Genomic DNA, 23,188 nt, shown 5'->3' with positions numbered 1-23,188 from the left:
GCCAGGCGTAGTAGTCTAGGCTTTCAATGGTGTTAGTAGATGTTGGAATTTTTCGCTCGTCGCGCTCTACGCGCGCAACCCTATTTTTTGCCGGGGGCTGACATATATGGAATGGCTTGCCCCGACGCAGCGGGCTTTCCGTGATCAAACTTGCGGAACGAAATTCGAGGGAGAATCCCATGCGCCTGACCAGACTGCTTATCGGAACCGCCTTTGCCTTTACCTTGACTGCAGCCGCGGCGAGTGCCGACGTGGTTGTCTCCTCGAAGATCGACACCGAGGGCGGCGTGCTTGGCAACATCATTCTTGCGGTACTGAATGCCAACAACATCAAGACTGTAGATCGCGTCCAGCTCGGTGCGACGCCGGTCGTGCGCAAGGCGATCGCCGCGGGCGAGATCGACATCTACCCTGAATATACCGGCAACGCCGCCTTCTTCTTCGAAAAGGCCGACGACCCGGTGTGGAAGGACGCCGCCAAAGGCTACGAGACGGCCAAGAAGCTCGATTACGACGCCAACAAGATCGTCTGGCTGACGCCTTCACCGGCAAACAATACCTGGGCGATCGGTCTGCGCAAGGAAGTGGCCGATGAGAACAAGCTGAAGACGCTCAGTGACTTCGGCAAATATGTTGCCGGCGGCGGCAAGGTGGTGCTCGCCGCCTCTTCCGAGTTCGTGAACTCGGCCGCAGCGCTGCCTGCTTTCCAGACCACTTACGGTTTCACGCTCAAGCAGGATCAGCTCATCACGTTATCCGGCGGTGATACGGCCGCGACCATTGCCGCTGCTGCCAACCAGACGAACGGCGCCAATGCGGCGATGGTCTACGGCACTGATGGCGGCATCGCGCCTTCCGGTCTTGTGGTACTTGAAGATGACAAGGCGGTGCAGCCGGTCTACCAGCCGACGCCGATCATCCGCGAGGCCGTTCTGAAGGAAAATCCGCAGGTCGAGGAACTGTTGAAGCCGGTATTCGAAAAGCTCGATTTGGTGACGCTGCAGGATCTGAACGGTCGTGTGCAGGTTGGCGGCGAGCCAGCCAAGGCCGTTGCCGAGGACTTCCTGAAGAAGAACGGCTTTCTGAAATAAGTTGACGGACAACCGGGACGCTGGTCGGATGATCGGCGTTCCGGGGTCTGCCTGCAGGTGCCGGCGGCGCGCCGACACGGCGGGGAGGGAATCTGGTTTGAAAGCACTCCGCTTTGACAAGCTCGGAGCGATCATCGCGGCTTTGGCTCTGGGCGGCGCGTTCATCGCGCCTTTCGCCACTTTTCGTGCCAATCGCATCGTCGCCGGTGAGGCAAAGACGATCATCGAGGCCTTGCCGCTCAATTGGAGCACCGGACTGCTGCTTGTCGTTCTGGCCGCAGCGGCGGTTGCCGCGTTTCGATCCCCGGTGCCTTTGCGTCTCGTTGCATTCGCCGCACTGGCCGGGCTGGCGTTCGCGATCGGTGTTGCGGCCGGTTTCCTCACGCCCGCAGGCAACAGCTATGCCCGCATCTCGCCCGCCTCTGGTTTCTGGGTCATGCTTTTTGCCTTCGGGCTGCTGGCCGCCGATGCGCTGACGCGATTGCGGCCGGCGCCTTTCGTGCGGATCGCGGTGCTTGTCGCCGTACTCGCCTTTGTCGGGATCTTGTTGCTTTCCGGGAGCTGGGACGGCCTCTCCCTCCTCAAGGAATATGCGAGCCGGGTGGACACTTTCTGGGCGGAAGCCCGCAAGCATGTGACGCTGGCTCTCGGCTCGCTGGTTGCGGCAACGATCGTCGGAATCCCGCTCGGCATTCTCTGCCACCGCGTCACCCAATTGCGCGATGGCTTGCTGGGCGTCTTGAACGCCATCCAGACGATCCCGTCGATCGCACTCTTCGGCATTCTCATTGCACCGCTCGGATGGATCGCGGCCAATATCCCGGGCGCCGCGACGATCGGCATCCGTGGCATTGGCGTGGCGCCGGCCTTCGTCGCGCTCTTCCTCTATTCGCTGCTGCCTGTGGTCGCCAACACCGTCGTCGGCCTTGCTGGCGTGCCGCGAGATGCGAATGACGCTGCGCGTGGTATCGGCATGACCGATTGGCAGCGGCTGGTCGGCATCGAATTTCCGCTCGCCTTTCCGGTGATCCTCACCGGCATCCGCATTGTGCTCGTCCAGAACATCGGCCTTGCCACCATCGCGGCGCTCATCGGCGGCGGCGGCTTCGGCGTCTTCGTCTTTCAAGGCGTTGGCCAGACCGCCATGGATCTGGTTTTGCTCGGCGCCGTCCCGACCGTGGTGCTCGCCTTCGCGGCGGCGATCGTGCTCGATGCCGTGATCGAAATGGCCAAACCCAACAACAGGCAGGCAGAGGCCCGATGATCGAAATCGAGAACATCACCAAGCGCTACGGCGAAACCGCTGTTGTCGACGATGTCAGTCTGACAATCGCACCGCGCACCGTCACTGTCATCGTCGGCACCTCTGGCTCGGGCAAGACAACGCTTTTGCGCATGGTCAACCGGCTGGTGGAGCCGACGTCGGGAGCGATCCGCCTCGACGGCGAAGACAATCGTTCGCTGCCGGGCTACGAACTGCGCCGGCGGATCGGTTACGCGATCCAAGGACACGGTCTGTTCCCGCACCGAACCGTTGCGCAGAACATTGCAACCGTGCCGACGCTGCTCGGTTGGGAGCGCTCACGCATCGATGCCAAGGTGGAGGAGCTGCTGACCCTGTTCCAGCTCGACCCGGCGGCCTTCGGGCCACGCTTTCCGCACGAGCTTTCCGGTGGTCAGCAACAGCGCGTCGGCGTCGCTCGCGCGCTCGCCGCCGAGCCGAAAGTCCTCTTGATGGACGAACCTTTCGGCGCTCTTGATCCCATCATCCGCGCCAAAGCCCAGGACGATCTGCTCGCAATCCAGAAACACTTCGAGACGACGATCATTCTCGTCACCCACGACATGGAGGAGGCCTTCCAGCTCGCCGACCACATTGCCGTCATGGATAAGGGCAAAGTGGTGCAATATGCGACGCCCTCGGAAATGCTGCTCAAGCCCGCGACCTCCTTCGTTGAAAGCCTGATCGGGGTGGGCGAGCGGCCCTACCGTCTGCTGGCGATCGCCCCGGTTGCAAGTGCCGTCGAGCCAGGTGCGGCCGAGGGGGCGCCGATATCGAGTGCCCTTACGCAAAGAGAGGCGCTTGCCGAACTTCTCTGGTCCGGTCGCAACGCTTTGCCGGTCGCAGGCCCCGATGGCGCAATCATCGGCAAGATCAGCCTTGAGGGGCTGGCGCGACGGGCGGCCGGGCCAACATGATGCCGAAGCTGCCTGTCTTCCTGCGCCTTGCCGCTTTCGCGTTGCTGATCGCCTTCCTGCTCCAACCCCAATGGTTCGAGCCGCTGCTGAGGCCGCTGGTTCAGGACAATGCGCCGGTCATCTACAATCAGGGCAGCCTGCTGCAGCTGACGCTTCTGCATCTGCGCACCGTTGCAATGGCAACGGTCGCAGCGACGGTGGTGGCGATCGCGCTTGCCATTCTCGTGACGCGCGCTTCGGGTGCGGAGTTTCTGCCGCTTTCGCGCAGCCTGGTGAATATCGGCCAGACCTTTCCACCGGTTGCGGTGCTGGCTCTCGCCGTCCCCATCTTCGGCTTCGGCGAAAAGCCGACGCTGATCGCGCTCTTCCTCTATGGCTTGTTGCCGATCTTCGAGAATGCCCTGACCGGGCTGACGACATTGCCGCCCTCGGTGATGGAGGCAGCGCGCGGCGCGGGCATGACCGGTGGTCAGCGCCTCGTCAAGGTGGAACTGCCGCTCGCCATGCCAGTGATCCTTGCCGGTATCAGGCTATCGATCGTCATCAGCCTTGCAACGGCGACAATCGGATCGACCGTTGCGGCAAAGACCCTTGGCGAAGTCATTATCGCCGGTCTGCAATCGAACAATCTCGCCTTTGTCGTTCAGGGCGGCCTGATCGTGGCGGCGCTCGCCGTCCTGCTGCACGATGGATTGCAGGCAGCCGAGAGAAAGCTCGTCGCCCGGATGGGCCGCTAGATCCTCATTGTTTCATCAAAACGATGAAATGATCCAACGCGTTGAAATCGCGCAATTCCGGTTGGAAAACCGTCTTGCCCTTCCTTGGAATTGCTTCAGCCGCCAGCTTAAAGACACGGCACGTCGACGACGGGGTCATTCATTCATCGTGCCGCGATGGCGCATGCTATTATGGCGGATGCTCTACCGAGGCGCCAAGAGTCCGATTGTCAGGGATATGGGCGGGTTCAAGGCCAGGCTCAATATGCCGGGCTGGCTGTTGCCGTGGCCACGCGACCATGGTTACGGGCCGCTGGCAATGGTGGTCGAGTCGATGCTGGACCCAGGCAGGCTGATTGCCATGCACGAACACCGGAATGATGAAATCCTGTCCTGGGTGCCGGATGGGGTCATGCGCCACGATGACCGTGCGACCGGCTCCCTGATCACGGACAGCGCCCACTTGATGGTGATGAATGCCGGAAAGAGTTTTTGGCATTCGGAGGAGACCTTGCCCAGCGACCCACCGCTACGCATGCTCCAGATCCTCGTGCGCCCGCACAGCCCCGACCTGCCGCCCAACATCCAGCACGGCCCGATCGCAGCGGTGCCCGTCAATCGTTGGCGGCATCTGGTCGGGCCGGAGGATGAAACGGCGCCATTCTTCGTGCGCAATACCATCGACGTCTTCGACCTCAGGCTTGAAGCCAACGTCGACACGACGTTTCCCCGGGCGGAGGCGAGGCATCTCTACTTCTATGTCTTTTCGGGCACGGTGGAGGCCGGCGGCGTCCGGTTCGCCGAGGGAGATCAGGGGCTATATTCGTCGGACGAACCCTTGGCACTTCGTGCCGCCGGCAATGCGCTGATCGTTGCGTTTCTTATTGACCCGCACGCGCGGGTGGCGCGGCAAGGGACGGTCGGGGACCATCCGAAGATCCCGTCTCCCTACTTCGCGCGGCCATTGCTGCGGTTGCTGCACTGGAGCAATCGTCTGCGTGGAAGAGGCTGATTGGATCAGCAACCCTTCACGCAACGTGCAGTGGTCTGGACCGCTTTCCTCCTGCCGTAGAGTTGCGACTACCGCACTCTCCTTGGTTGTCCGTGAATTGCCTGCTTTGTCGGCATCTGCCTTCCATTATGAAAATGAATTTCACAATTTTACAAAATATGCGGATTTGAGTTGACGGCCTGAAAAAACTGTCCCAGTCTGCGAAAATAAATTACGCCAAATGGCAAGGGAACAGCACGAGCATGAAAGTCGGTATCATCGGACTCGGATTCCGTTTGGGGTATCTCGGCTACGTCTTCAAGGCTATGGACGAGAGCTTCGAGATCGCAGGTTATGTCGATCCGAACCCGGCTGGACTGCCGACGCTCATCGAAAAAGGCATCTCGGCCGGCAAGGTCTACGCGACGCCCGAAGAGCTGATCGCCAACGAGAAGCTCGATCTCTTGATGATCGGCTCTCCGAACCACATGCACCTCGACCATATCCGTATCGGTCTCGAGGCTGGCCTTAAGGTTTTCAGCGAAAAGCCGATCGTCACCACGGTCCAGGAGAGCCTGGAACTCGCCGGCCTGATGGCGAAGTTCGGTCATGAGCGGCTGATGGTCGGCCTCGTGTTGCGCTATGCGCCGATGTATCGCGACCTGCGCGCGGCCCTTGCCGAAGGCAAGCTGGGCCAAGTGGTCTCCATCGAGGCGGCCGAGCATATCGAGCCCTATCATGGCGCCTTTTTCATGCGCGACTGGCGTCGCTACGAGCGTTATTCCGGCAGCTTCATGCTGGAAAAGTGCTGCCACGACCTCGACCTCTATAATGGCGTCGTCGGCGCCCGGCCGGAACGGGTCGCGAGCTTCGGTGGCCGCAAGAGCTTCATTCCGGCCAATGATCCGGCGCGCGAGGGCATCAACGATCTCGATCTCTTCCACCGCAAGCCCAGCGGCTGGATGGGGTCGGACAAGGTCTTCGACAGCGACGGCGACATCATCGACTATCAGGTGGCAATTGTCGAATACGCCAACGGCGTCGGCATGAACTTCCACACCAATCTCAACGTGCCGGACCAGTTCCGCCGCTTCTGCATCATGGGATCGCGCGGCATGGCCGAGGGCGACTTCATCCGCGGCTATTTCGACGTGCACGAGATGCTGACCGGCAAGAAGGTCATCGAGAACAAGTACGCGGCCACCGAACTGTCGCAGCATTACGGCGCCGACGAGCAGATGGCGACGGATATCATTGGTCACGTGCGCGATGGCAGGCCGCTGCCGGTTTCGACCATTGATGCGTTGGAGGCAGGCATCCTCGCGCTGTCGATGGATGAGGCGCGCCGCAAGCGCAGCGTGATTGATCTGCGGCCCATCTGGGACCGTTTCGACGAAGCCCTGCATTCCCGCGCGGCTTGAGGGGGAAGCGGGATGAGTGTTCAACGCAGCACGGTCATCTTCGCCTGGATCCTGCTTCTACCGGCTCTGCTCTACGTCACGGTGATCGTCGCCTATCCGCTGGTCGATACCTTCATCCTGTCGTTCACCGACGCATCGCTGAAGAAGACGACCAACTGGGTCGGCTGGGCCAACTACGACAAGATCTTCAACGAGACCTTTGCCGAGGTCATCTTCCGGACCTTCGTCTGGACCTTCTTCTCGGTGTCGATCAAGATGATCATCGGCGTCTTCGGCGCGACGATGCTGAACGCCGCGGTGCCGGGGCGTGCGCTCTTCCGCGTGCTGACCATGCCGCCATGGATCGTGCCGATGGCAATCGGCATTTTCATGTGGGGCTGGATGTACAATGGCCAGTTCGGTATGATTTCCGGGATGCTGCAGAACTGGGGCATCGTCGATGGACCGGTCGCCTTCCTTGCGCGCGGCGAGACCGCTTTCTGGGCAACGATCATCACCGACGTCTGGATCGGCGTGCCACTCGTGACGCTCTACATGCTGGCGGCGATGCAGGCGATCCCGCAGGATCTCTATGAGGCCGCGTGGACCGATGGAGCAGGGCGCTTCTATCGCTTCCGTCGCATCACCCTGCCACTGCTGGTGCCGTCGCTGATCACAATGTCGATGCTGTCGCTGATCGCCACGTTCAACTCGTTCGACATCATCTGGATCCTGACGCAGGGCGGGCCGAACGGTGAAACGACGACGATGATCATCGACACTTACCGTACCGCGATTGGCTCGAAGAAATACGGGGAAGGGGCCGCGCGCGCTGTGCTTATCTGCATCTTCCTGTCGATCTTCTGCCTCGCCTACTTCCGCGTCACCAGCCGCCTTGCCTCGGGAGAGAGCCGATGAGCCAGCCTGCCATGATCAACCGCTACCGCTGGTACGAGCTGGTCGCGATCTATTGCGGGATCTTCGTCTTCCTGGCGTTTATCCTGGCGCCTTTCGTTGAAGGGTTCCTGGTGTCGCTGAAGCCGCTCGGCCTCCTGTTTTCCTCGCCTTATAAATTCTGGCCGCAGAACGGGTCCTTCGCCGCCTACAAGTCCATGTGGGTGAGCGTGCCGGGTTTTGCCCGCTACATCTTCAATTCGTTCTTCATCTCGTCGATCGTGACGGCGATCGTCCTGGTGCTGGTGGTGCCGGCGGCTTACGCCTTCGCGCGCTTCAAGTTCCGCGGCAGTGGGGCACTTCTGGCGGCGTTCCTGGCGGTCAACATGTTCTCGGGCGCGGTGCTTCTCATCCCGCTCTTCCGGCTGATGCGCAGCCTCGGCGTGCTCAACACCTATTTTGCCATGATCGTTCCGGGCGTCGCCTTCCTGATCCCTTCAGCGATCTGGCTGTTGCGCACCTACATGATGCGCATTCCGCGTGAACTTGACGAGGCCGCCTTCGTCGATGGCGCCAGTCACTTCTATACGCTTCGTCGCGTCATCCTGCCGATCGCCATGCCCGGCATTACGGTTGTCGCGATCACCACCTTCATCGGGTCCTATGCCCAGCAATTCATCTTCGCGCTGACCTTCAACTCGAAGACCGAATACATGCCTCTGCCGGTCGGCCTCTTTGCCTATTTCGGCCGGCAGGAAGTGATCTGGAATGAGCTGATGGCTGCAAGCTTCGTCGGCATCGCGCCAGCCGTCATCCTCATCTTCCTGATGCAACGCTATCTCGTCGCGGGCCTGACCGCCGGCGCCGTGAAACAATAACCGCAACAACGAGCTTCATAAGCAAGGGGAACCACCATGAAAAAGCATGCCTCATTGATTGCAGGAACCTTGGCGCTGCTCGCCACGACGGCGCTGCCGTCGCTGGCGGCCGACACGGAAATCAGCTTCATCGCCTGCGGCGACAAGATGCAGCCCGCCCATGCCGAGTTCATCAAGAAGTGGGAAGAGGCCAATCCCGGCTACAAGATCGCCTCGGAAGTGGTCGGCTGGGGTCAGTGCCAGGACAAGGTGACGACGCTTGCCGCTTCCGGTACGCCGGTCGCGCTCGCCTATGTCGGCTCGCGCACGCTGAAGGAGTTCGCCGATAACGAACTGATCGTGCCGATCACCTTCTCGGACGAAGAAAAGAAGGCTTACTACCCCTATATCATGGATACGGTCACGACCAGCGGCAAGCAGTGGGGTATCCCGGTCGCCTTCTCGACCAAGGCCCTCTATTGGAACAAGGCGCTGTTCAAGCAGGCCGGTCTCGACCCGGAAAAGCCGCCGACAACCTGGGCGGAAGAACTCGAATACGCCAAGACGATCAAGGAAAAGACCGGTATTGCCGGCTTCGGCGTGGTCGCCAAGACCTTCGACAACACCATGCACCAGTTCCTGCATTGGGTTTACACCAATGACGGTTCTGTCATCGATGCCGACGGCAAGATCACGCTCGACAGCAAGCAGAACCTGGAGGCGCTGACGGCGCTGAAGGACATCGTTCCCTACGCCGAAGAAGGCCCGACCTCCTACGAGCAGAACGAAGTGCGTGCGATCTTCCTCGACGGCAAGCTTGGCATGATCCAGGCCTCGGTCGGCGCGGTCAACCGCCTGAAGGAAACCAAGATCGACTGGGGCGTCGCTCCGCTGCCGCTCGGTCCGAGCGCCAAGGGGCCAGGCACGCTCCTGATCACCGACAGCCTTGCCGTCTTCAGCGGCACCGGCGTCGAGGAAAAGGCGATCGAGTTTGCCAAGTACCTGACGAACCCCGAGAACCAGCCGGTCTATGAAGCGCAGGAAGGCCTGACGCCGCTGCGCCCGGGTAAGGCCGTCGACGACATGGTCGCCGCCAACCCCTATTGGAAGCCGTTTATCGACGGTATTTCCAACGGTGGCCCGGAGCCGCTCTTCACCGACTACAAGGGCCTGCAGAACACCATGATCGAAATGGTCCAAGCGGTCGTGACCGGCAAGGCCGAACCCGCTGACGCCCTGAAGAAGGCGGCGGCCGACCTCGAACAGTACAAGTAGGCCACTGGGCCGCGCGCTCCGGGGTTCGCGGCCCTGACCTTGTTCTGCTCAAATGGGATGCGTGCGGTTCTCCGCCCGCATTCCGCCCTAACGATTAGAACCGATCGCGTTTATGATTTGGGTCGAAGAGGCCCAGATCATCGGGATCTACGAAAGAGCCGCTTCTCGCCGGTGGCCGGAGACAATTTCTTGGGACAGCTCAATCTCAATCGGGTTCAGAAATTCTACGGGACGTTCGAGGTGCTGAAGGGCATCGATCTCGAAGTCAGGAATGGTGAATTCGTCGTTTTTGTCGGACCCTCCGGTTGCGGCAAGTCGACCTTGCTCAGGATGATAGCCGGTCTCGATGAGACCAGCTCGGGGGACATCCTGATCGAGGGCAAACGCGTCAACGACCTGCCGCCGGTCAAGCGCGGGATCGCGATGGTCTTCCAGTCCTACGCGCTCTATCCGCACATGACCGTCTTCGAGAACATTGCGTTTCCGCTTCGCGTGGAACGGATGGCCGAGGAGAAGCTGAAGGCCAAGGTGGAGAACGCCGCGCGCATTCTGCACCTCGACCAGCGCCTTCAGCAGAAGCCCGGCATGCTGTCGGGTGGTCAGCGCCAGCGTGTCGCGATCGGGCGAGCGATCGTGCGCGAGCCGAAGATCTTTCTCTTCGACGAGCCGCTGTCGAACCTCGACGCAGCGCTGAGGGCCGACATGCGCATCGAACTGGCGAAACTGCACCGGCAATTGCAGGCAACGATGATCTACGTCACCCACGACCAGGTCGAGGCGATGACGATGGCGGACCGGATCGTCGTCCTCAATGCCGGTGAGATCGCCCAGACCGGTGCGCCGCTCGAGCTCTACCACAAGCCGGCCAACACCTTCGTTGCCGGCTTCATCGGCAATCCGAAAATGAACTTCCTCCCTGTGACCTGCAAAGGCGTCAGCGATGCGGGCGTCGAAGTCGACTACAAGGGACAGACGGCGATCATTCCCGTCACCCCGCATAGCGACCTCGTCGGTCGAGCGCTGACGCTGGGCGTCCGCCCGGAGCATATCTTGCTCGGGACGGGAGACCTGAGTTTGACAGTGAGGCCATCGGTCATCGAACGCTTAGGCGCCCATACGGTCGCCTACGCAGCGATTGGGGGAGAAGGAGAAAACTTCTGCGCCATGCTGCCCGGAACAGCGGCGATCCGGCCGGAGGAAGTGGTTGAGACCGGTATCCGGACCGCCGATTGCCATCTGTTCGATGAAAAGGGCATCGCGCTCGAACGCCGCGTCGAACTGACCGACATCGACTTGGGCGTGCTCGATCCGGCTGCGGCCTAAGCGCTGTTCAACACCAATAAGCAAGACCGCTGTCCTTCGCAGGCCAGCGGTCTTGCTCATCGTATTACTGAACTCCTTGCGTCGCTGCCGCGCGCGTAGACCGGACGCAGGCGGCTGCGTCAGGCTTTTCAGGGGGCGGTTCAGGCCGTACTTGCTACGCTGCGTGCGGATCGGCGACCTTCGGCCAGATGTTCTTCGGTGCCCGCTTGTAATTGGTCTTTGCCGGATTGTTCGGGTAGGGCGTGCCGGCCGAGCAATAGAGGATCTCGGACGCGATCTTCGAGAACGACGCATAGAAATGGTTGGTCGACTTGATGACCAGGATCTTCTTTGCCGTCGGATCGATGCCCATCACTGAGAAGAGGCTCGGGTCGAAGCTCTGCGCGCGGGTCGAGTTGAGGATGATGTCGATGCCGCTGAAGCGGATGTGAGCTGCATCGCCGAACGGGGCGAAACTTTCGCCGAAGCGCATTTCGGCGTCGCGCACCAGCTTGACCACCTTGACCGTGCCGTCGACCGGGTTGCCGGTTCCGGGTGCCGACTTGGCGCCGAAGCGCAAGGGGATTTCGGCACCTTCGCCGGCCGCCATGCAGATCTGCACGGCCATCGGGTCCCAGATCGTGCCGACCGCGACATCGGTTGCGCGGCGCGCCAGCAACTCTTCGAGCAGCACCGTGGCGTCACCTGCAGTGCCGCCACCCGGATTGTCCCACACGTCGGCAATGACGACAGGCCCCTTCGTCGCGGCGAGCGCCTCGTCGACCGCCTGCTTCTCGTCGATCTGCGGCATGATGAAGGTGCCGCGGTGGGAGAAGAGTTCTAGACCCAATTCACGCGCAAGGCTCGCGCCCTTTTCCGGCTTGCCGTTGGTGACGGCGAGCAGCTTGGTGCCCATTTCCGGGACGTCGCCGGCCATGAAACCATGGATGGTGGAAAGCGAAAGCACGTCCGCGTCTTCCTTTTCGATCCGCATCAGCTTGTCGACGAAGGAGCGCATCGGATCGCGCGAGGTGGGGTAGACGTCGATCATCCGACAGTCGAAGATCGACATGACGGGCGTGACGCGTCCTTCGAGCGTATCGACCGCGATCCGCCAGAGATCCTCGGCGCGATCGACGAAGTCGGTGTGCGGAAACTCCTTGAAGTAGACGAAGAAGTTCGACGCCGCGGCGCGCTTGGCAGTCAGGTGGCTATGGGGATCGAGCTCGGCGCAGACGAGGATGTCGGGGCCGACGATCTCGCGGACGCGCGTCAGCAGGTCGCCTTCGGGATCCTCGTAGCCGTCGGCGACCATGGCGCCGTGCAAGCCGAGGACCACGGCGTCGACGGGCATGGCAGCGCGCAGCTGGCCGAGGATTTCGTCGCGCAGGCTCTCATAGGTCTCGCGGTTGACGAGGCCGGCCGGATCGGCCCAGGTCGCCGTTCCCTCGATCAGCTGCCAGCCCTTTTCGGTGCATACGCGACGGCCGACCGTGATCGGCGCGGTACAAAGCGTCGGCGTTTCCGGATGCTCGCCGGGCGGTGCATAGAGCGAAGCCTCGAAGGCCCGGCGGTCGATGCAGATCGGGGAGAAGGTGTTGGTTTCGGTCGCGAGCGCCGCTGTGAAGATCCGCAATGCCGTTGCCTTTTTATGTCGCGTCTGGCTTAAGCCGGGCCCATCGGGTTCGGTAGGTAACCGGTAAAGCCGGCAATCTTCCAGCGTCCCTGATGCAGGCGGCAGTAATAGACCGTCTGCCATTTCAGGATGTCGATGCTGCCGTCGGTCTTCTTGAGGCTGCCGTCGAACTTTTTGCGCGCCAGCGCCTGGTCGCCGTTGATCTCGATGTCCTCGAGTGTTGTCGTCGTGAAAATCGCGGTGCGCGGGTCTTCGGCGAAACTCTGCGTCGCAAAGTCCTGCGCCTGACGCAGCCATTCGTCGCGATAGGCCACAAGCGACGGGAAGGTCAGTCGCCAATTGTCCGGATTGGTCTCACGGCGGCCGTCGATGCCGATGAAGCCTTCTTCGACGAAATCGCCCGCGACCATCGACCAGTCTGCGGCCAGAAAGGCAGTAATGTCACGAGAGACGAGCATCTCCCAGATCGAATGGCGTGCAGTGTCGGAGGAGGGGAATGGATTGAGAAAAGGATCCCGCATATTCGCGCCCTGGATTGAAATTCTTTTCATGAATGGTGTTTTTCGCTAGCCAAATTCTGCTTTCTATGGTCACTTGTCAACGATCTAAGAAAATAATTTGCACGAAGGCTCACATGACCATCAAGAGATACGGTGCGGAGCAGGTCGGTGCTGGCGGCAAGCCTTTGCCGTTCGCACGCGCGGTCGAGGCGGACGGCTGGCTCTATGTATCCGGCCAGGTCGCCATGGAAGACGGCGAGATCATCGAAGGCGGGATCATCCCGCAGACGCACAAGACGATCGCCAACGTGCTGGCCATCCTGAAGGAAGCCGGCTACGGTCCCGAACACGTGGTTCGTTGCGGCGTCTGGCTCGACGATCCGCGTGATTTCTGGACATTCAACAAGATCTACCAGGAGTATTTCGGTGCGCATCCGCCGGCGCGGGCCTGCGTCCAGTCGTCGATGATGGTCGATTGCAAGGTCGAGATCGACTGCGTCGCGTACAAGCCGAAGGAAGACTGATCATAAGCAAGGCATAAGCTGGCGATGGACATCTTCGCGACACTGCAGGAAGAAAAAGGGCGGCTTTCCCAGTCGGAAAACCGCATTGCGGATATCCTGCTGAACGATTTCGAGTTCGCAGTGAACGCCTCCATCATCGAGCTGGCGAGCAAGGCCGACGTTTCGCCGCCGACCGTTACCCGCTTCTGTCGTCGGCTCGGCTGCGACAGTTTCTCCGATTTCAAGGTGCAGCTCGCCCGTACGGCCTATATCGGCATGCGCTATCTGAAGCCGGAGCCGAAGAGCCGCGAGACCGGCGACGTCGCGCAGGACATCATCACCAAGTCGCAGAACGCGCTTTTTCTTCTGCATCGTTCGCTCGACCTTGCAGCGATCGAGCAGGCGGTCGAGCGGATCGCCGCAGCGGAAATGATCTACGCCTTTGGTTCCGGTGGTAATTCCTCGATGATCGCCGGCGAGCTGCAGAACCGGCTCTTTCGCTACGGTCTGCGCATTACCTCCAGTTCCGACCATAGCATGCAGCTGATGATGGCGGCGGCGGCGCGGCCGACCGACGTGCTCATCGGCTCGTCCTTCTCCGGTCGCAACGCCGAGCTCGTACGCGCCTTTACGCTCGCTCGTGAACTGAAGGTGCCGACCATTGCGTTGACGCAGAGCGGCAGCCCTGTGGCAGCGGCCGCCAGCATCACCGTCCCGGTCGACCTGCCTGAAGGCAACAACATCTATCGCCCCACCTCCACCCGCATCGCCTATCTGGCGCTGCTCGACATCCTCTCCAGCCTCGTCGCCTATCGCGTTCAGCCACAGGCGACGACCACACTTCGGCGCATCAAGCAGCAGCTGGTGACGCACCGCGATGGTGACGACCGCCAGCTTCTGGGAGATTGACGTGCCGCGAAAGGTCAGCGCATGACGCAATCACTTGCGATTGTCACCGGTGCGGCCGGTGACATCGGCCGTGCCATCGCCCGGCGGCTTTCCGACGACCATGACGTCGTCCTGCTTGTGGATATCGATCTCGATGCGGCGGAACGAGCGGCGCGCGAACTTGGCGACGGCAAGCGTTTCGTCGCCGCGCCATGCGACGTTACCGATGCCGAGAGCGTTGCTGCGATGGCTGCCAAGGCCGCGGAGATGGGCGTGGTGCGCACGCTCGTCAACAATGCCGGTGCTGCCCGCGCCGTTAGCCTGCACGATACGACACCTGAGATCTGGCGCAAAGACAACGCACTGAACCTCGAAGCGGCGTTCCTGTGCTTTCGTGCCGTCGAGGACATGCTGAAACAGAGCCGCGGATCGGTGATCAACATCGCCTCGGTCAACGGCATGAATGTCTTCGGTCATCCAGCCTATAGCGCAGCGAAGGCCGGGCTCCTGCATCTGACCCGGCTGATTGCAGTCGAGTATGGCAAGTTTGGCATTCGCGCGAACGCCGTTGCACCCGGTACCGTGCGCACCCAGGCCTGGGAGGCGCGGGCGGCCGCGAACCCGGATGTCTTCGAGGAGGCGCGTCGCTGGTATCCGCTCCAGCGGATCGTCAATCCAGACGATGTGGCCAATGCCGTGCATTTCCTGGCGGGGCCGCTGGCGGCAGCGATATCCGGCGTCTGCCTGCCCGTCGATTGTGGCCTCACCGCCGGCCAGGCGGAACTGGCGCGCACATTCTCGCAATCAAGCCATTACTGACAGAAGCATTCGGAGGAAGAGCATGCATCCGGTTTCCTATCGTCTCGAGGCGTCCTGGCAGCCGGACGGCGGGCCGTTCGGCCGGTTCACCTTCACGCTGTTTAATTTCTCCGGGGGGCCGCTTGCCGGTTTCAGGATCGTCTATACCTCGCTGACGCGCGTCATCGATCCGAAGGCCTGTGACAATGCCGTCTTCCTGCGCCGCAATGCCAATTTTCATGAATTCGCGCCGCCTGCGGGCCTGACAATCGAAAACGGCGGCAGCTGGACCTTCACCGTCAGCGGCCTGCACCGCAATGCGCGTCACTCTACCGATGGGGCGAAATCCGCCTATCTGACCCTTGCAGACGGCAGGCATGTGCCGGTCGCCGTTTCCGATCTGCTTCTCGAAAATGCCGTCAGCGAGCCGCCGCCGGTCCGGCTGCCGGAGGGCAGGCTCGATCAGCCCTATGCGCTGCAGCCCTGGCCGGCGAAGCTCGATCTTCGCGCCGCAGCAGGTTTCCCCGTCGCCCTCTATCCGGCTGCCGGCAGCCGCGAGGGCGATGTCGCAGCGGTCGGCACGGTGCTGTCGCTGTTCCAGCGATTGTTCCCTGCGGCGCATGCGCCCTTCAGCCTCGCCGCCTCCGGTCAGGGGCGGCCGATCGTATTTGCAGAAGACGAGGCTCTGCAATCTGAAGGCTATCGCCTTGATTTCTCCGAGACTGAGATTCGCTTGGCCTTCGGCGGCAGCGCCGGACGGCAATACGGCCTGACGAGCCTCGCGCAACTGCTGGATGGCGCGCGCAATCATCCCGGCAAATTCCGCTTCCCCGTGAGCGGCACGATCTCGGACGCGCCACGCTATCATTGGCGCGGCTGCCATCTCGACGTCTCGCGACAGTTTTATCCGACGGCCGATGTGGCGCGGCTGATCGACATTCTCGCCTGGTTCAAGCTGAACGTCTTCCACTGGCACCTGACGGACGATGAGGCCTGGCGCCTTGAAATCAAGGCATACCCGGAGCTGACGACACTCGGCGTGCTGCGTGGCCCGGATGAGCCGCTCTTGCCGCAACTCGGCAATGGCGCTGAACCTGTGGGCGGCTTCTACAGCCAGGCGGACGTGAAGGCGAGCGTCGCTCAGGCGACCGCGCTTCATGTCGATGTCGTGCCGGAGATCGACATTCCCGGGCACAGCACGGCGACGCTCGTGGCATTGCCTGATCTGACCGACGGCCAGGAAGCGCCGGAGAGCTACCACTCGGTCCAGGGCTACCCGAACAATGCGCTGAACCCTGCCGTCCCCTTCACCTACGAATTCCTCGAAAAGGTGTTCGACGAGATAGTCGAGCTTTTTCCGAGCGAATACCTCCATATCGGCGGCGACGAGGTGGCGAACGGCTCGTGGCTTGCCTCGCCGCTCGCCAAGAAGCTCATGGAGCGGGAAGGCATGTCCGGGACCTTTGCGCTGCAATCCTATTTCCTCAGGCGCGTGAAGGCGATGCTGACGGCGCGTGGCCGCAAGCTCGCCGGTTGGAACGAGGTGGCGCATGGTGGCGGCGTTTCGGCGGAGGACACGTTGCTGATGGCCTGGGAGCGACCGGAAGTCGGGATCGAACTGGCGCGCGAAGGCTATGACGTGGTGATGACCCCTGGACAGGCTTATTATCTCGATATGGCGCAGGCCGATGCCTGGCAGGAACCCGGCGCGAGCTGGGCTGGCACGGCGACACCCGCCCACACCTATGGTTACGAGGCCGCGGGAGAGTTTCCCGAGGAGTTGAAGCCCCGTCTCAAGGGCGTACAGGCCTGCATCTGGAGCGAGCACTTCCTCTCGCGCGGCTATTTCAATCGCCTTGTGTTCCCGCGGCTTCCGGCGATTGCCGAGGCAGCCTGGACACCGAAGTCGGCGAAGGACTGGCTGCGGTTCGCGGCGATCGCTCCGCTTAGCCCCAATCTCTGAGAGGAAAGCCCATGCGTATCGCCGTCGGCGGCATCCATACCGAGTGCAGCACCTATTCGCCGGTCCTGATGGCCGAAGAGGACTTTGGCGTGCTGCGTGGCCAGGCGTTGCTGGACGCCGACTACTTCAGCTTCATGAAGGCCGAGGGCGTCGAGCACCTGCCACTGCTGCATGCACGCGCCGTACCCGGCGGCCCCGTGTCGCGTGCGACCTACGACGCCTTCAAGGCGGAGTTCCTCTCCCGCCTCCATGAAGCCCTGCCGATCGACGGACTCTATCTTGCCATGCACGGCGCTATCAAGGTCGATGGCATGGACGACGCCGAGGGCGACTGGATCTCGGCTGCCCGCGCCGTCGTTGGCCCCGATTGCCCGATTGCCGCGAGCTACGATCTGCACGGCAATGTCAGCCAGAGGATCATCGATCAGCTCGACATCTTTGCCGCTTACCGCACCGCGCCGCACATCGATACGCCGGAGACCATGACCCGCGCCTGGTCGATGCTGGTCGCTGCGCTTCGCAGCGGCACACGTCCGGGCGTCGCCTGGGTACCGGTGCCCGTGCTTCTGCCCGGCGAATGCACCTCGACCGAGGACGAGCCGGCACGGTCGCTCTATGCGCAACTGCCCGAGATCGACCAGCGGCCCGGCATTCTCGACGCCAATCTCATGGTCGGCTACGTCTGGGCCGATGAGCCGCGGGCGACCGCCTGCGCCGTGGTGACCGCCACCGACAAGGCGGCGGCCAGGCGGGCTGCGGAAGACATTGCCGCGGGCTATTGGTCGGAACGCCGAAACTTCCGCTTCGGTCCGGTCACCGGGCCGCTCGACGCGATGCTTGATATCGCCGAGCGTGCGACCACGACACCGATCATTCTTGCCGATTCCGGCGATAACCCGACGGGTGGCGGCGTGGGTGATCGTGCCGATGTTTTGAAGGCGCTCCTGGCCCGCGGCTGGCGTGGCGCCCTGATCGCAGGGATCACCGATCGACCGGCGGTGGAAGCCTGCTTTGCCGCCGGCGCCGGCGAAACGCTGATGCTCAAGATTGGCGGCAGCCTCGATCCCGCGAGCCCTTGCGCGGAAATGCTGGTCGAGGTGGTGAGGCTTGACGATCCGGGCGCTGCCAAGGAGCGGCAGGCGGTGGTGCGCGTCGGTGCCATCGACATCGTCATCGCCGCGCGGCGCAGACCGTACCACAACATCGACGACTTCCGGCGGCTGGGTCTCGACCCGCAGGCGGTGCGGCTGCTCGTCGTCAAATCGGGTTATCTCTCGCCGGAGTTGGCGCCGATCGCCAATCCCAACCTGATGGCGCTGACCGAAGGCGTCGTCAACCAGGACATCGCCGGCCTTGTCAGCCAGCGACGTCCGCGGCCGACTTTCCCCTTCGATCAGGACTTTGCCTTCGAACCGACAGCGCCCCTCTCGGCGCGCTGGTCGAGCGGCGACTGAAATCTGGCGATCTTAAAATTGCCGGCCCGGTTCACGGGTCGGTTTTGCGTTTCCAACCTCATCCACTTCGTGGACACCCCTTGTCATGACTTCCACTATCCTGAGCGCCATGCGCAACCCGGCCATGCGGGTCAGCATGCTGGCCATCTTCCTGTTCGGCTTCGCTGGCGCCGCGACCTCGCCCTACCAATCCGTAGTCGGCATCAACGAATTGGGCCTGAGCGATGCCGTCTATTCGCTGCTGATCCTTCTAGCTTCGACCGTCAACGTTATCGTCAGCGTTTCGATCGGTATTCTGGCCGATCGCGTCGGCAACTACCGGCTGCTGATGTCGACAGCGATCCTGTTTGGTGTCGTCGGCTATGGCATCGTCTATGTCCTGCCGTATCAGGCGAGTTTCGTCGTCAGCGTGCTTTTACTGTTGCCGATCTACGGTGCGCTTTACACGCTACTCTTTGCCAATGTGCGCAGCATTGCCCGCCGCATGAGCGGCCACGACGCAGCCGCGCTGACAACCGGTGCCCGTGCGGCGATATCGGTGTCGTGGGTACTGGTGCCCGGACTGGTCGGCTTCGCGCTCGCGGGTGGCGAGAGCATGCTGCCCGCTTACCTGCTCGCTTGCCTCGGCTGTCTTGCCAATCTGCTGATCGTCTATTTCAGACTGCCCAATGAAAGCGGGGCCGACGCTTCGCTCGGCAAACGGCTTTCCTACTGGACGTCGTTCCGCGAGATCCTGACGCCGCGCATCCTTCTGCGGGTGATTGCCGTTGCCACCATTACCTCGACGCTGCACGTCAACGCAGCGGTGCTGCCCTTGATTATGACCGACGAGGTCGGCGGCAGCGTTACCGATATCGGCATCATCGTCGGTATCGTTGCCTTCCTCGAAGTCGTCTTCATCTTCGCCTGGGCGCGCATCCAGTTGAGCCTTGTGCCGTTCAAGGCGCTGGCGCTCGGAACCGCGATCTATATCGGCTATATGGTGCTGCTCGGCTTTTCCAATGCGGCCTGGCAGATCTACGCGCTGACGCTCATCAGCGCCTTCGGCGCGGCGGCGCTGATCACCATTCCGATCAGCTACCTTCAGGATCTGATCGCCGACCGGCCGGGGCTCGGAAGCTCGCTGATCGCCGTCAACCTGTTCCTGAGCGGTGGTCTTTGCGCCGGGCTATTCGCCCTCGGCACGCGCATCAGCGACTATTCCGGTACGGCTCTGCTTGGCGGTGTCGGGGGATTTGCCGGGCTGGTGCTGCTGCTCGTGCTCGACGGCGATCGGACAGGAAAGAGGACGGTTCGCCGTTAGCTGGTCTAGTCCCAGGGCTCGTCGACAAATTTGCAGGTCAATTTTGTTTGGTTGTCTTGGAGGCATCTCTTCTTCTGATCGACGAGGATCATGATCCGGGCGATGAAGCGCGAGAAGTCGGCTTTGCTCGAGTTGAAGGTGCCTATCCCCAATGCATGTGCCTGGGCCTGAGCCACGCAGGTCGCTAACTCCTGATCGGGGACGTCGCTGTTTGCAACAACCACAGCTCTCTCGAAACGTCCCTCGGCGGAATAGTTTACGGCAGAAGCGCAGTTTCCTGCACCAGTTGCCGCGGTATCGTTGAGTAGCTTCTCGTAGTAAGGGTCGAAGCCGAAATCTTGAATTTTGCTGACATCGACCCGGCCATCCTGGACGACGTCTTTCCTGAATATCACGCCGATGGTGTTTCTTCCGAGGCCCGGTTGGGCTCGCACCTCTATTCCTGCAGTGATGGCGAGCATTTGAATTGTCGAGTAGACCACGTCCCGCTTCTTTGTCTCCCCTTGGCTCATTCCAATGCCGATATATTCCGGGAAGGCCGTGAAATGCCGCTCGCCGTTGCGAATGGGGCCGAAGAAGCTCACGGGCTGGGCGGCCGAAGGCGATGCAATAAGGACGCTCGCAAAGAGTCCGGCAGCGAACTTAAGATGTCTGGTGGTTCTTCTCTTGTTTCTGCCTTCAGACATGAAGCCTTCTCATAAAAAACAGCGGTCACTTGAGCGAAACGCCGCCTTCTGCAACGTGTCTCCAGCAATGCGATGGCATCTCTATTTTTCTAGCATTGCTATCAACGGCTGCAAGGCGCCGAAACCAGGAAGACGCGGTTTTGATCGCATCCTGGTCATGTCTCATCAAAAAGTGATTGGGGCGCCTTTCGGCGCCCCAATCAGTCTGTCCGTTGAGTATGTCAGTCGGCAGCGTATCAGTTGCCGAGAATGCCCGGCAGGCGCAGGCCCTTCTCCTTGGCGCAGTCAAGCGCGATGTCGTAGCCCGCATCGGCATGGCGCATCACGCCGGTTGCCGGGTCGTTCCAGAGCACCCGTTCCAGGCGCTTGGCCGCATCGTCCGTACCGTCGGCACAGATGACGACGCCCGAGTGTTGCGAGAAGCCCATGCCGACGCCGCCGCCATGGTGCAGCGACACCCAGGTGGCACCCGATGCGGTGTTGAGCAGGGCGTTCAGCAGCGGCCAGTCGGAGACCGCATCCGAGCCGTCCTTCATCGCTTCGGTCTCGCGGTTCGGTGAGGCGACGGAGCCGGAGTCGAGATGGTCGCGGCCGATGACGACGGGTGCCTTCAGCTCGCCGTTCCTGACCATTTCGTTGAAGGCGAGGCCGAGGCGGTGGCGGTCGCCGAGACCGACCCAGCAAATGCGTGCCGGCAGGCCCTGGAAGGAGATGCGCTCACGCGCCATGTCCAGCCAGTTGTGCAGATGCTTGTTGTCGGGCAGCAGTTCCTTGACCTTGGCATCGGTCTTGTAGATGTCTTCCGGATCGCCGGACAGAGCCGCCCAGCGGAAGGGACCGATGCCGCGGCAGAAGAGCGGGCGGATATAGGCCGGGACGAAGCCCGGGAAGGCGAAGGCGTTTTCGAGACCTTCTTCCTTGGCGACCTGGCGGATGTTGTTGCCATAGTCGAAGGTGGGGATGCCCATGTCCTGAAAGGCGATCATCGCTTCGACATGCTCGCGCATCGAGGCGCGTGCGGCCTTTTCGACAGCCTTCGGGTCGCTCTCGCGCTTGGCCTTCCATTCGGCCATGGTCCAGCCCTTCGGCAGGTAGCCGTTGACCGGATCGTGTGCCGAGGTCTGGTCGGTGACCATGTCGGGGCGGATGCCGCGGCGGACCATTTCCGGCAGGATCTCAGCGGTGTTGCCGAGCAGGCCGACCGACTTGGCCTCGCCGTTCTTCGTCCAGCGGGCGATGATTTCCATCGCTTCGTCCAGTGTTTCGGCCTTCTCGTCGAGGTAGCGGGTGCGCAGGCGGAAATCGATCGAGTCCCGGTTGCATTCGACGGCAAGGCACGAAGCGCCGGCCATGACGGCTGCGAGCGGCTGGGCGCCGCCCATGCCGCCGAGGCCGCCGGTCAGCACCCACTTGCCCTTCAGATTGCCGCCATAGTGCTGGCGACCGGCCTCGACGAAGGTCTCGTAGGTGCCCTGGACGATGCCCTGAGTGCCGATGTAGATCCAGGAGCCGGCGGTCATCTGGCCGTACATGGCGAGACCCTTCTTATCCAGCTCGTTGAAGTGATCCCACGTCGCCCAATGCGGCACGAGGTTCGAGTTGGCGATTAGCACGCGCGGTGCGTCCTTGTGGGTGCGGAAGACGCCGACCGGCTTGCCGGACTGCACCATCAAGGTCTCGTCGTCGTTCAGGTTCTTGAGCGTCTCGACGATCTTGTCGAAATCGGCCCAGGTGCGCGCCGCGCGGCCGATACCGCCATAGACGACCAGTTCGTGCGGGTTTTCCGCCACGTTCGGGTCGAGGTTGTTCATCAGCATGCGCAGCGGCGCTTCTGTCAGCCAGCTCTTGGCGTTGAGCGTCGTGCCCTGGGGGGCGCGCACGTCGCGAATGTTGTGGCGCGGATTGTTCATGGTCATGCCTCGCTCCCTATCTGTCTCTTGAGGTCAAATGCGATGTCTTCGATGCGTTTCAGAATGGCTTTCAGTGGCTCGCGCAGCAGTGCGGAGCGGCCGGCGTCGAGCGCGAAGGGCGGCTCTTCCGCCGCCAGGTGGGTCGATTGCGCGAGCTCCATCTGGATCGCGTGCACCCCGGTTTCGGGACGCCCGTAGTGGCGGGTCGTCCAACCACCCTTGAAGCGACCGTTGAGGATGCTGCTGTAACCCTTGGCGGTAGTAGTGATATCGACGACCCCTCGCTCAATCTCAGGCGCGCAGGTCTTGCCCATGTCGGTGCCGATATTGAAGTCCGGCAGCTTGCCTTCGAACAGGAAGGGGATATGCGAGCGGATCGAGTGGCAGTCATAGAGGACGGCTACGCCGTGGATCGACTTGACGCGTTCGATCTCGGCCGCAAGCGCCGCATGGTAGGGTGCGTGGAACGCTTGAAGACGTTCGGCGACTTCGGCGTCGGTCGGTTTCTGTCCGTCCTTCCAGATCGGCTTGCCGTCGAAGTCCGTTTCGGGAACGAGGCCCGTTGTGTTCTGGCCGGGATAGAGGCTGACTCCTTCGGGATCGCGGTTGGCGTCGATCACGTAGCGATGGAAGGTGGCGCGAACGACGGTTACGTCCTTCAGAAGCCCGTCATAGAGTTCGTGGATGTGCCAGTCCGTATCGGCCAGAATCCGGCCATTGTCGTTCAACCGATCCCAGACCGCGCGCGGCACTTCCGTGCCGGTGTGCGGAAAGCCGAGAATGACCGGCGAGTTGCCTCTTTTGACTTCAAAGACCGCCATC

21 protein-coding genes are annotated in these 23,188 nt (G+C 61.9%); 16 read left to right on the top strand and 5 right to left on the bottom strand.

Annotation, left to right across the window (positions count from 1 at the left end; translation table 11 throughout):
- The first annotated feature begins 179 nt into the window (after nucleotides 1-179).
- From BBX50_RS22705 to ugpC, 10 genes are all read left to right on the top strand, one after another.
- Nucleotides 180-1,091, top strand: coding sequence for an ABC transporter substrate-binding protein (locus tag BBX50_RS22705; RefSeq protein WP_065777582.1), 912 nt, complete (start codon nucleotides 180-182; stop codon nucleotides 1,089-1,091).
- Nucleotides 1,092-1,119: 28 nt separating this feature from the next.
- The gene (locus BBX50_RS22700; protein WP_083213774.1) at nucleotides 1,120-2,355 is read left to right on the top strand and encodes an ABC transporter permease; all 1,236 of its coding nucleotides are present in this window, start codon (nucleotides 1,120-1,122) and stop codon (nucleotides 2,353-2,355) included.
- Nucleotides 2,352-3,290, top strand: a complete 939-nt coding sequence (locus BBX50_RS22695; RefSeq protein WP_065777580.1) for an ABC transporter ATP-binding protein — start codon at nucleotides 2,352-2,354, stop codon at nucleotides 3,288-3,290. Before BBX50_RS22700 ends, BBX50_RS22695 begins: the two co-directional genes overlap by 4 nt.
- On the top strand, nucleotides 3,287-4,027 hold the full coding sequence (locus tag BBX50_RS22690) for an ABC transporter permease (RefSeq protein ID WP_065777579.1): 741 nt from the start codon (nucleotides 3,287-3,289) through the stop codon (nucleotides 4,025-4,027). Before BBX50_RS22695 ends, BBX50_RS22690 begins: the two co-directional genes overlap by 4 nt.
- Before the next feature lie 178 nt (nucleotides 4,028-4,205).
- Nucleotides 4,206-5,018, top strand: a complete 813-nt coding sequence (locus BBX50_RS22685; RefSeq protein WP_065777578.1) for a pirin family protein — start codon at nucleotides 4,206-4,208, stop codon at nucleotides 5,016-5,018.
- Nucleotides 5,019-5,260: 242 nt separating this feature from the next.
- On the top strand, nucleotides 5,261-6,418 hold the full coding sequence (locus tag BBX50_RS22680; protein WP_065777577.1) for a Gfo/Idh/MocA family oxidoreductase: 1,158 nt from the start codon (nucleotides 5,261-5,263) through the stop codon (nucleotides 6,416-6,418).
- 12 nt (nucleotides 6,419-6,430) lie between these two features.
- Nucleotides 6,431-7,315: a sugar ABC transporter permease gene (locus tag BBX50_RS22675; RefSeq protein ID WP_065777576.1), complete on the top strand. Its 885-nt coding sequence runs from the start codon at nucleotides 6,431-6,433 to the stop codon at nucleotides 7,313-7,315.
- Nucleotides 7,312-8,169: a carbohydrate ABC transporter permease gene (locus tag BBX50_RS22670; RefSeq protein WP_065777575.1), complete on the top strand. Its 858-nt coding sequence runs from the start codon at nucleotides 7,312-7,314 to the stop codon at nucleotides 8,167-8,169. Before BBX50_RS22675 ends, BBX50_RS22670 begins: the two co-directional genes overlap by 4 nt.
- A gap of 36 nt (nucleotides 8,170-8,205) precedes the next feature.
- Nucleotides 8,206-9,423, top strand: coding sequence for an extracellular solute-binding protein (locus tag BBX50_RS22665; RefSeq protein WP_065777574.1), 1,218 nt, complete (start codon nucleotides 8,206-8,208; stop codon nucleotides 9,421-9,423).
- A 189-nt stretch (nucleotides 9,424-9,612) separates the two neighbouring features.
- Entirely contained in the window at nucleotides 9,613-10,746 is a 1,134-nt protein-coding gene (ugpC, locus tag BBX50_RS22660; RefSeq protein WP_065777573.1) for a sn-glycerol-3-phosphate ABC transporter ATP-binding protein UgpC, read from the top strand.
- A 154-nt stretch (nucleotides 10,747-10,900) separates the two neighbouring features.
- On the opposite strand, the gene BBX50_RS22655 is transcribed toward ugpC, so the two are convergent.
- Nucleotides 10,901-12,361, bottom strand: a complete 1,461-nt coding sequence (locus BBX50_RS22655) for a M81 family metallopeptidase (RefSeq protein WP_065777572.1) — start codon at nucleotides 12,359-12,361, stop codon at nucleotides 10,901-10,903.
- 29 nt (nucleotides 12,362-12,390) lie between these two features.
- A complete protein-coding gene (locus BBX50_RS22650) occupies nucleotides 12,391-12,882 on the bottom strand; it encodes a hypothetical protein (protein ID WP_065777571.1) in 492 nt (163 codons plus the stop codon).
- 113 nt (nucleotides 12,883-12,995) lie between these two features.
- Between BBX50_RS22650 and BBX50_RS22645 the strand changes: the two genes are divergently transcribed.
- The 6 genes from BBX50_RS22645 (at nucleotide 12,996) to BBX50_RS22620 (ending at nucleotide 19,770) form a co-directional block, all read left to right on the top strand.
- A complete protein-coding gene (locus BBX50_RS22645) occupies nucleotides 12,996-13,385 on the top strand; it encodes a RidA family protein (RefSeq protein WP_065777570.1) in 390 nt (129 codons plus the stop codon).
- A gap of 24 nt (nucleotides 13,386-13,409) precedes the next feature.
- Nucleotides 13,410-14,273 (top strand): MurR/RpiR family transcriptional regulator, encoded by an 864-nt coding sequence (locus BBX50_RS22640; RefSeq protein ID WP_065777569.1) that lies wholly within the window; start codon nucleotides 13,410-13,412, stop codon nucleotides 14,271-14,273.
- Nucleotides 14,274-14,294: 21 nt separating this feature from the next.
- Nucleotides 14,295-15,071, top strand: a complete 777-nt coding sequence (locus BBX50_RS22635; RefSeq protein ID WP_065777568.1) for an SDR family oxidoreductase — start codon at nucleotides 14,295-14,297, stop codon at nucleotides 15,069-15,071.
- Nucleotides 15,072-15,093: 22 nt separating this feature from the next.
- The gene (locus BBX50_RS22630) at nucleotides 15,094-17,013 is read left to right on the top strand and encodes a beta-N-acetylhexosaminidase (RefSeq protein ID WP_065777567.1); all 1,920 of its coding nucleotides are present in this window, start codon (nucleotides 15,094-15,096) and stop codon (nucleotides 17,011-17,013) included.
- Nucleotides 17,014-17,024: 11 nt separating this feature from the next.
- Nucleotides 17,025-18,467: a M81 family metallopeptidase gene (locus BBX50_RS22625; protein WP_065777566.1), complete on the top strand. Its 1,443-nt coding sequence runs from the start codon at nucleotides 17,025-17,027 to the stop codon at nucleotides 18,465-18,467.
- Between the two features lie 85 nt (nucleotides 18,468-18,552).
- On the top strand, nucleotides 18,553-19,770 hold the full coding sequence (locus BBX50_RS22620; protein ID WP_065777565.1) for an MFS transporter: 1,218 nt from the start codon (nucleotides 18,553-18,555) through the stop codon (nucleotides 19,768-19,770).
- Between the two features lie 5 nt (nucleotides 19,771-19,775).
- Here BBX50_RS22620 and BBX50_RS22615 read toward each other — a convergent pair whose 3' ends face one another.
- From BBX50_RS22615 to hutG, 3 genes are all read right to left on the bottom strand, one after another.
- On the bottom strand, nucleotides 19,776-20,456 hold the full coding sequence (locus BBX50_RS22615) for a hypothetical protein (protein ID WP_065777564.1): 681 nt from the start codon (nucleotides 20,454-20,456) through the stop codon (nucleotides 19,776-19,778).
- A gap of 236 nt (nucleotides 20,457-20,692) precedes the next feature.
- Nucleotides 20,693-22,366 (bottom strand): urocanate hydratase, encoded by a 1,674-nt coding sequence (hutU, locus tag BBX50_RS22610; RefSeq protein ID WP_065777593.1) that lies wholly within the window; start codon nucleotides 22,364-22,366, stop codon nucleotides 20,693-20,695.
- 2 nt (nucleotides 22,367-22,368) lie between these two features.
- Nucleotides 22,369-23,187 (bottom strand): N-formylglutamate deformylase, encoded by an 819-nt coding sequence (hutG, locus tag BBX50_RS22605; protein WP_065777563.1) that lies wholly within the window; start codon nucleotides 23,185-23,187, stop codon nucleotides 22,369-22,371.
- Nucleotide 23,188 lies beyond the last annotated feature (1 nt).

The organism is Ensifer sp. LC11 (assembly GCF_001695835.1).
Lineage (GTDB): Bacteria > Pseudomonadota > Alphaproteobacteria > Rhizobiales > Rhizobiaceae > Ensifer.
This window is presented reverse-complemented; position numbering and strand designations above follow the sequence as displayed.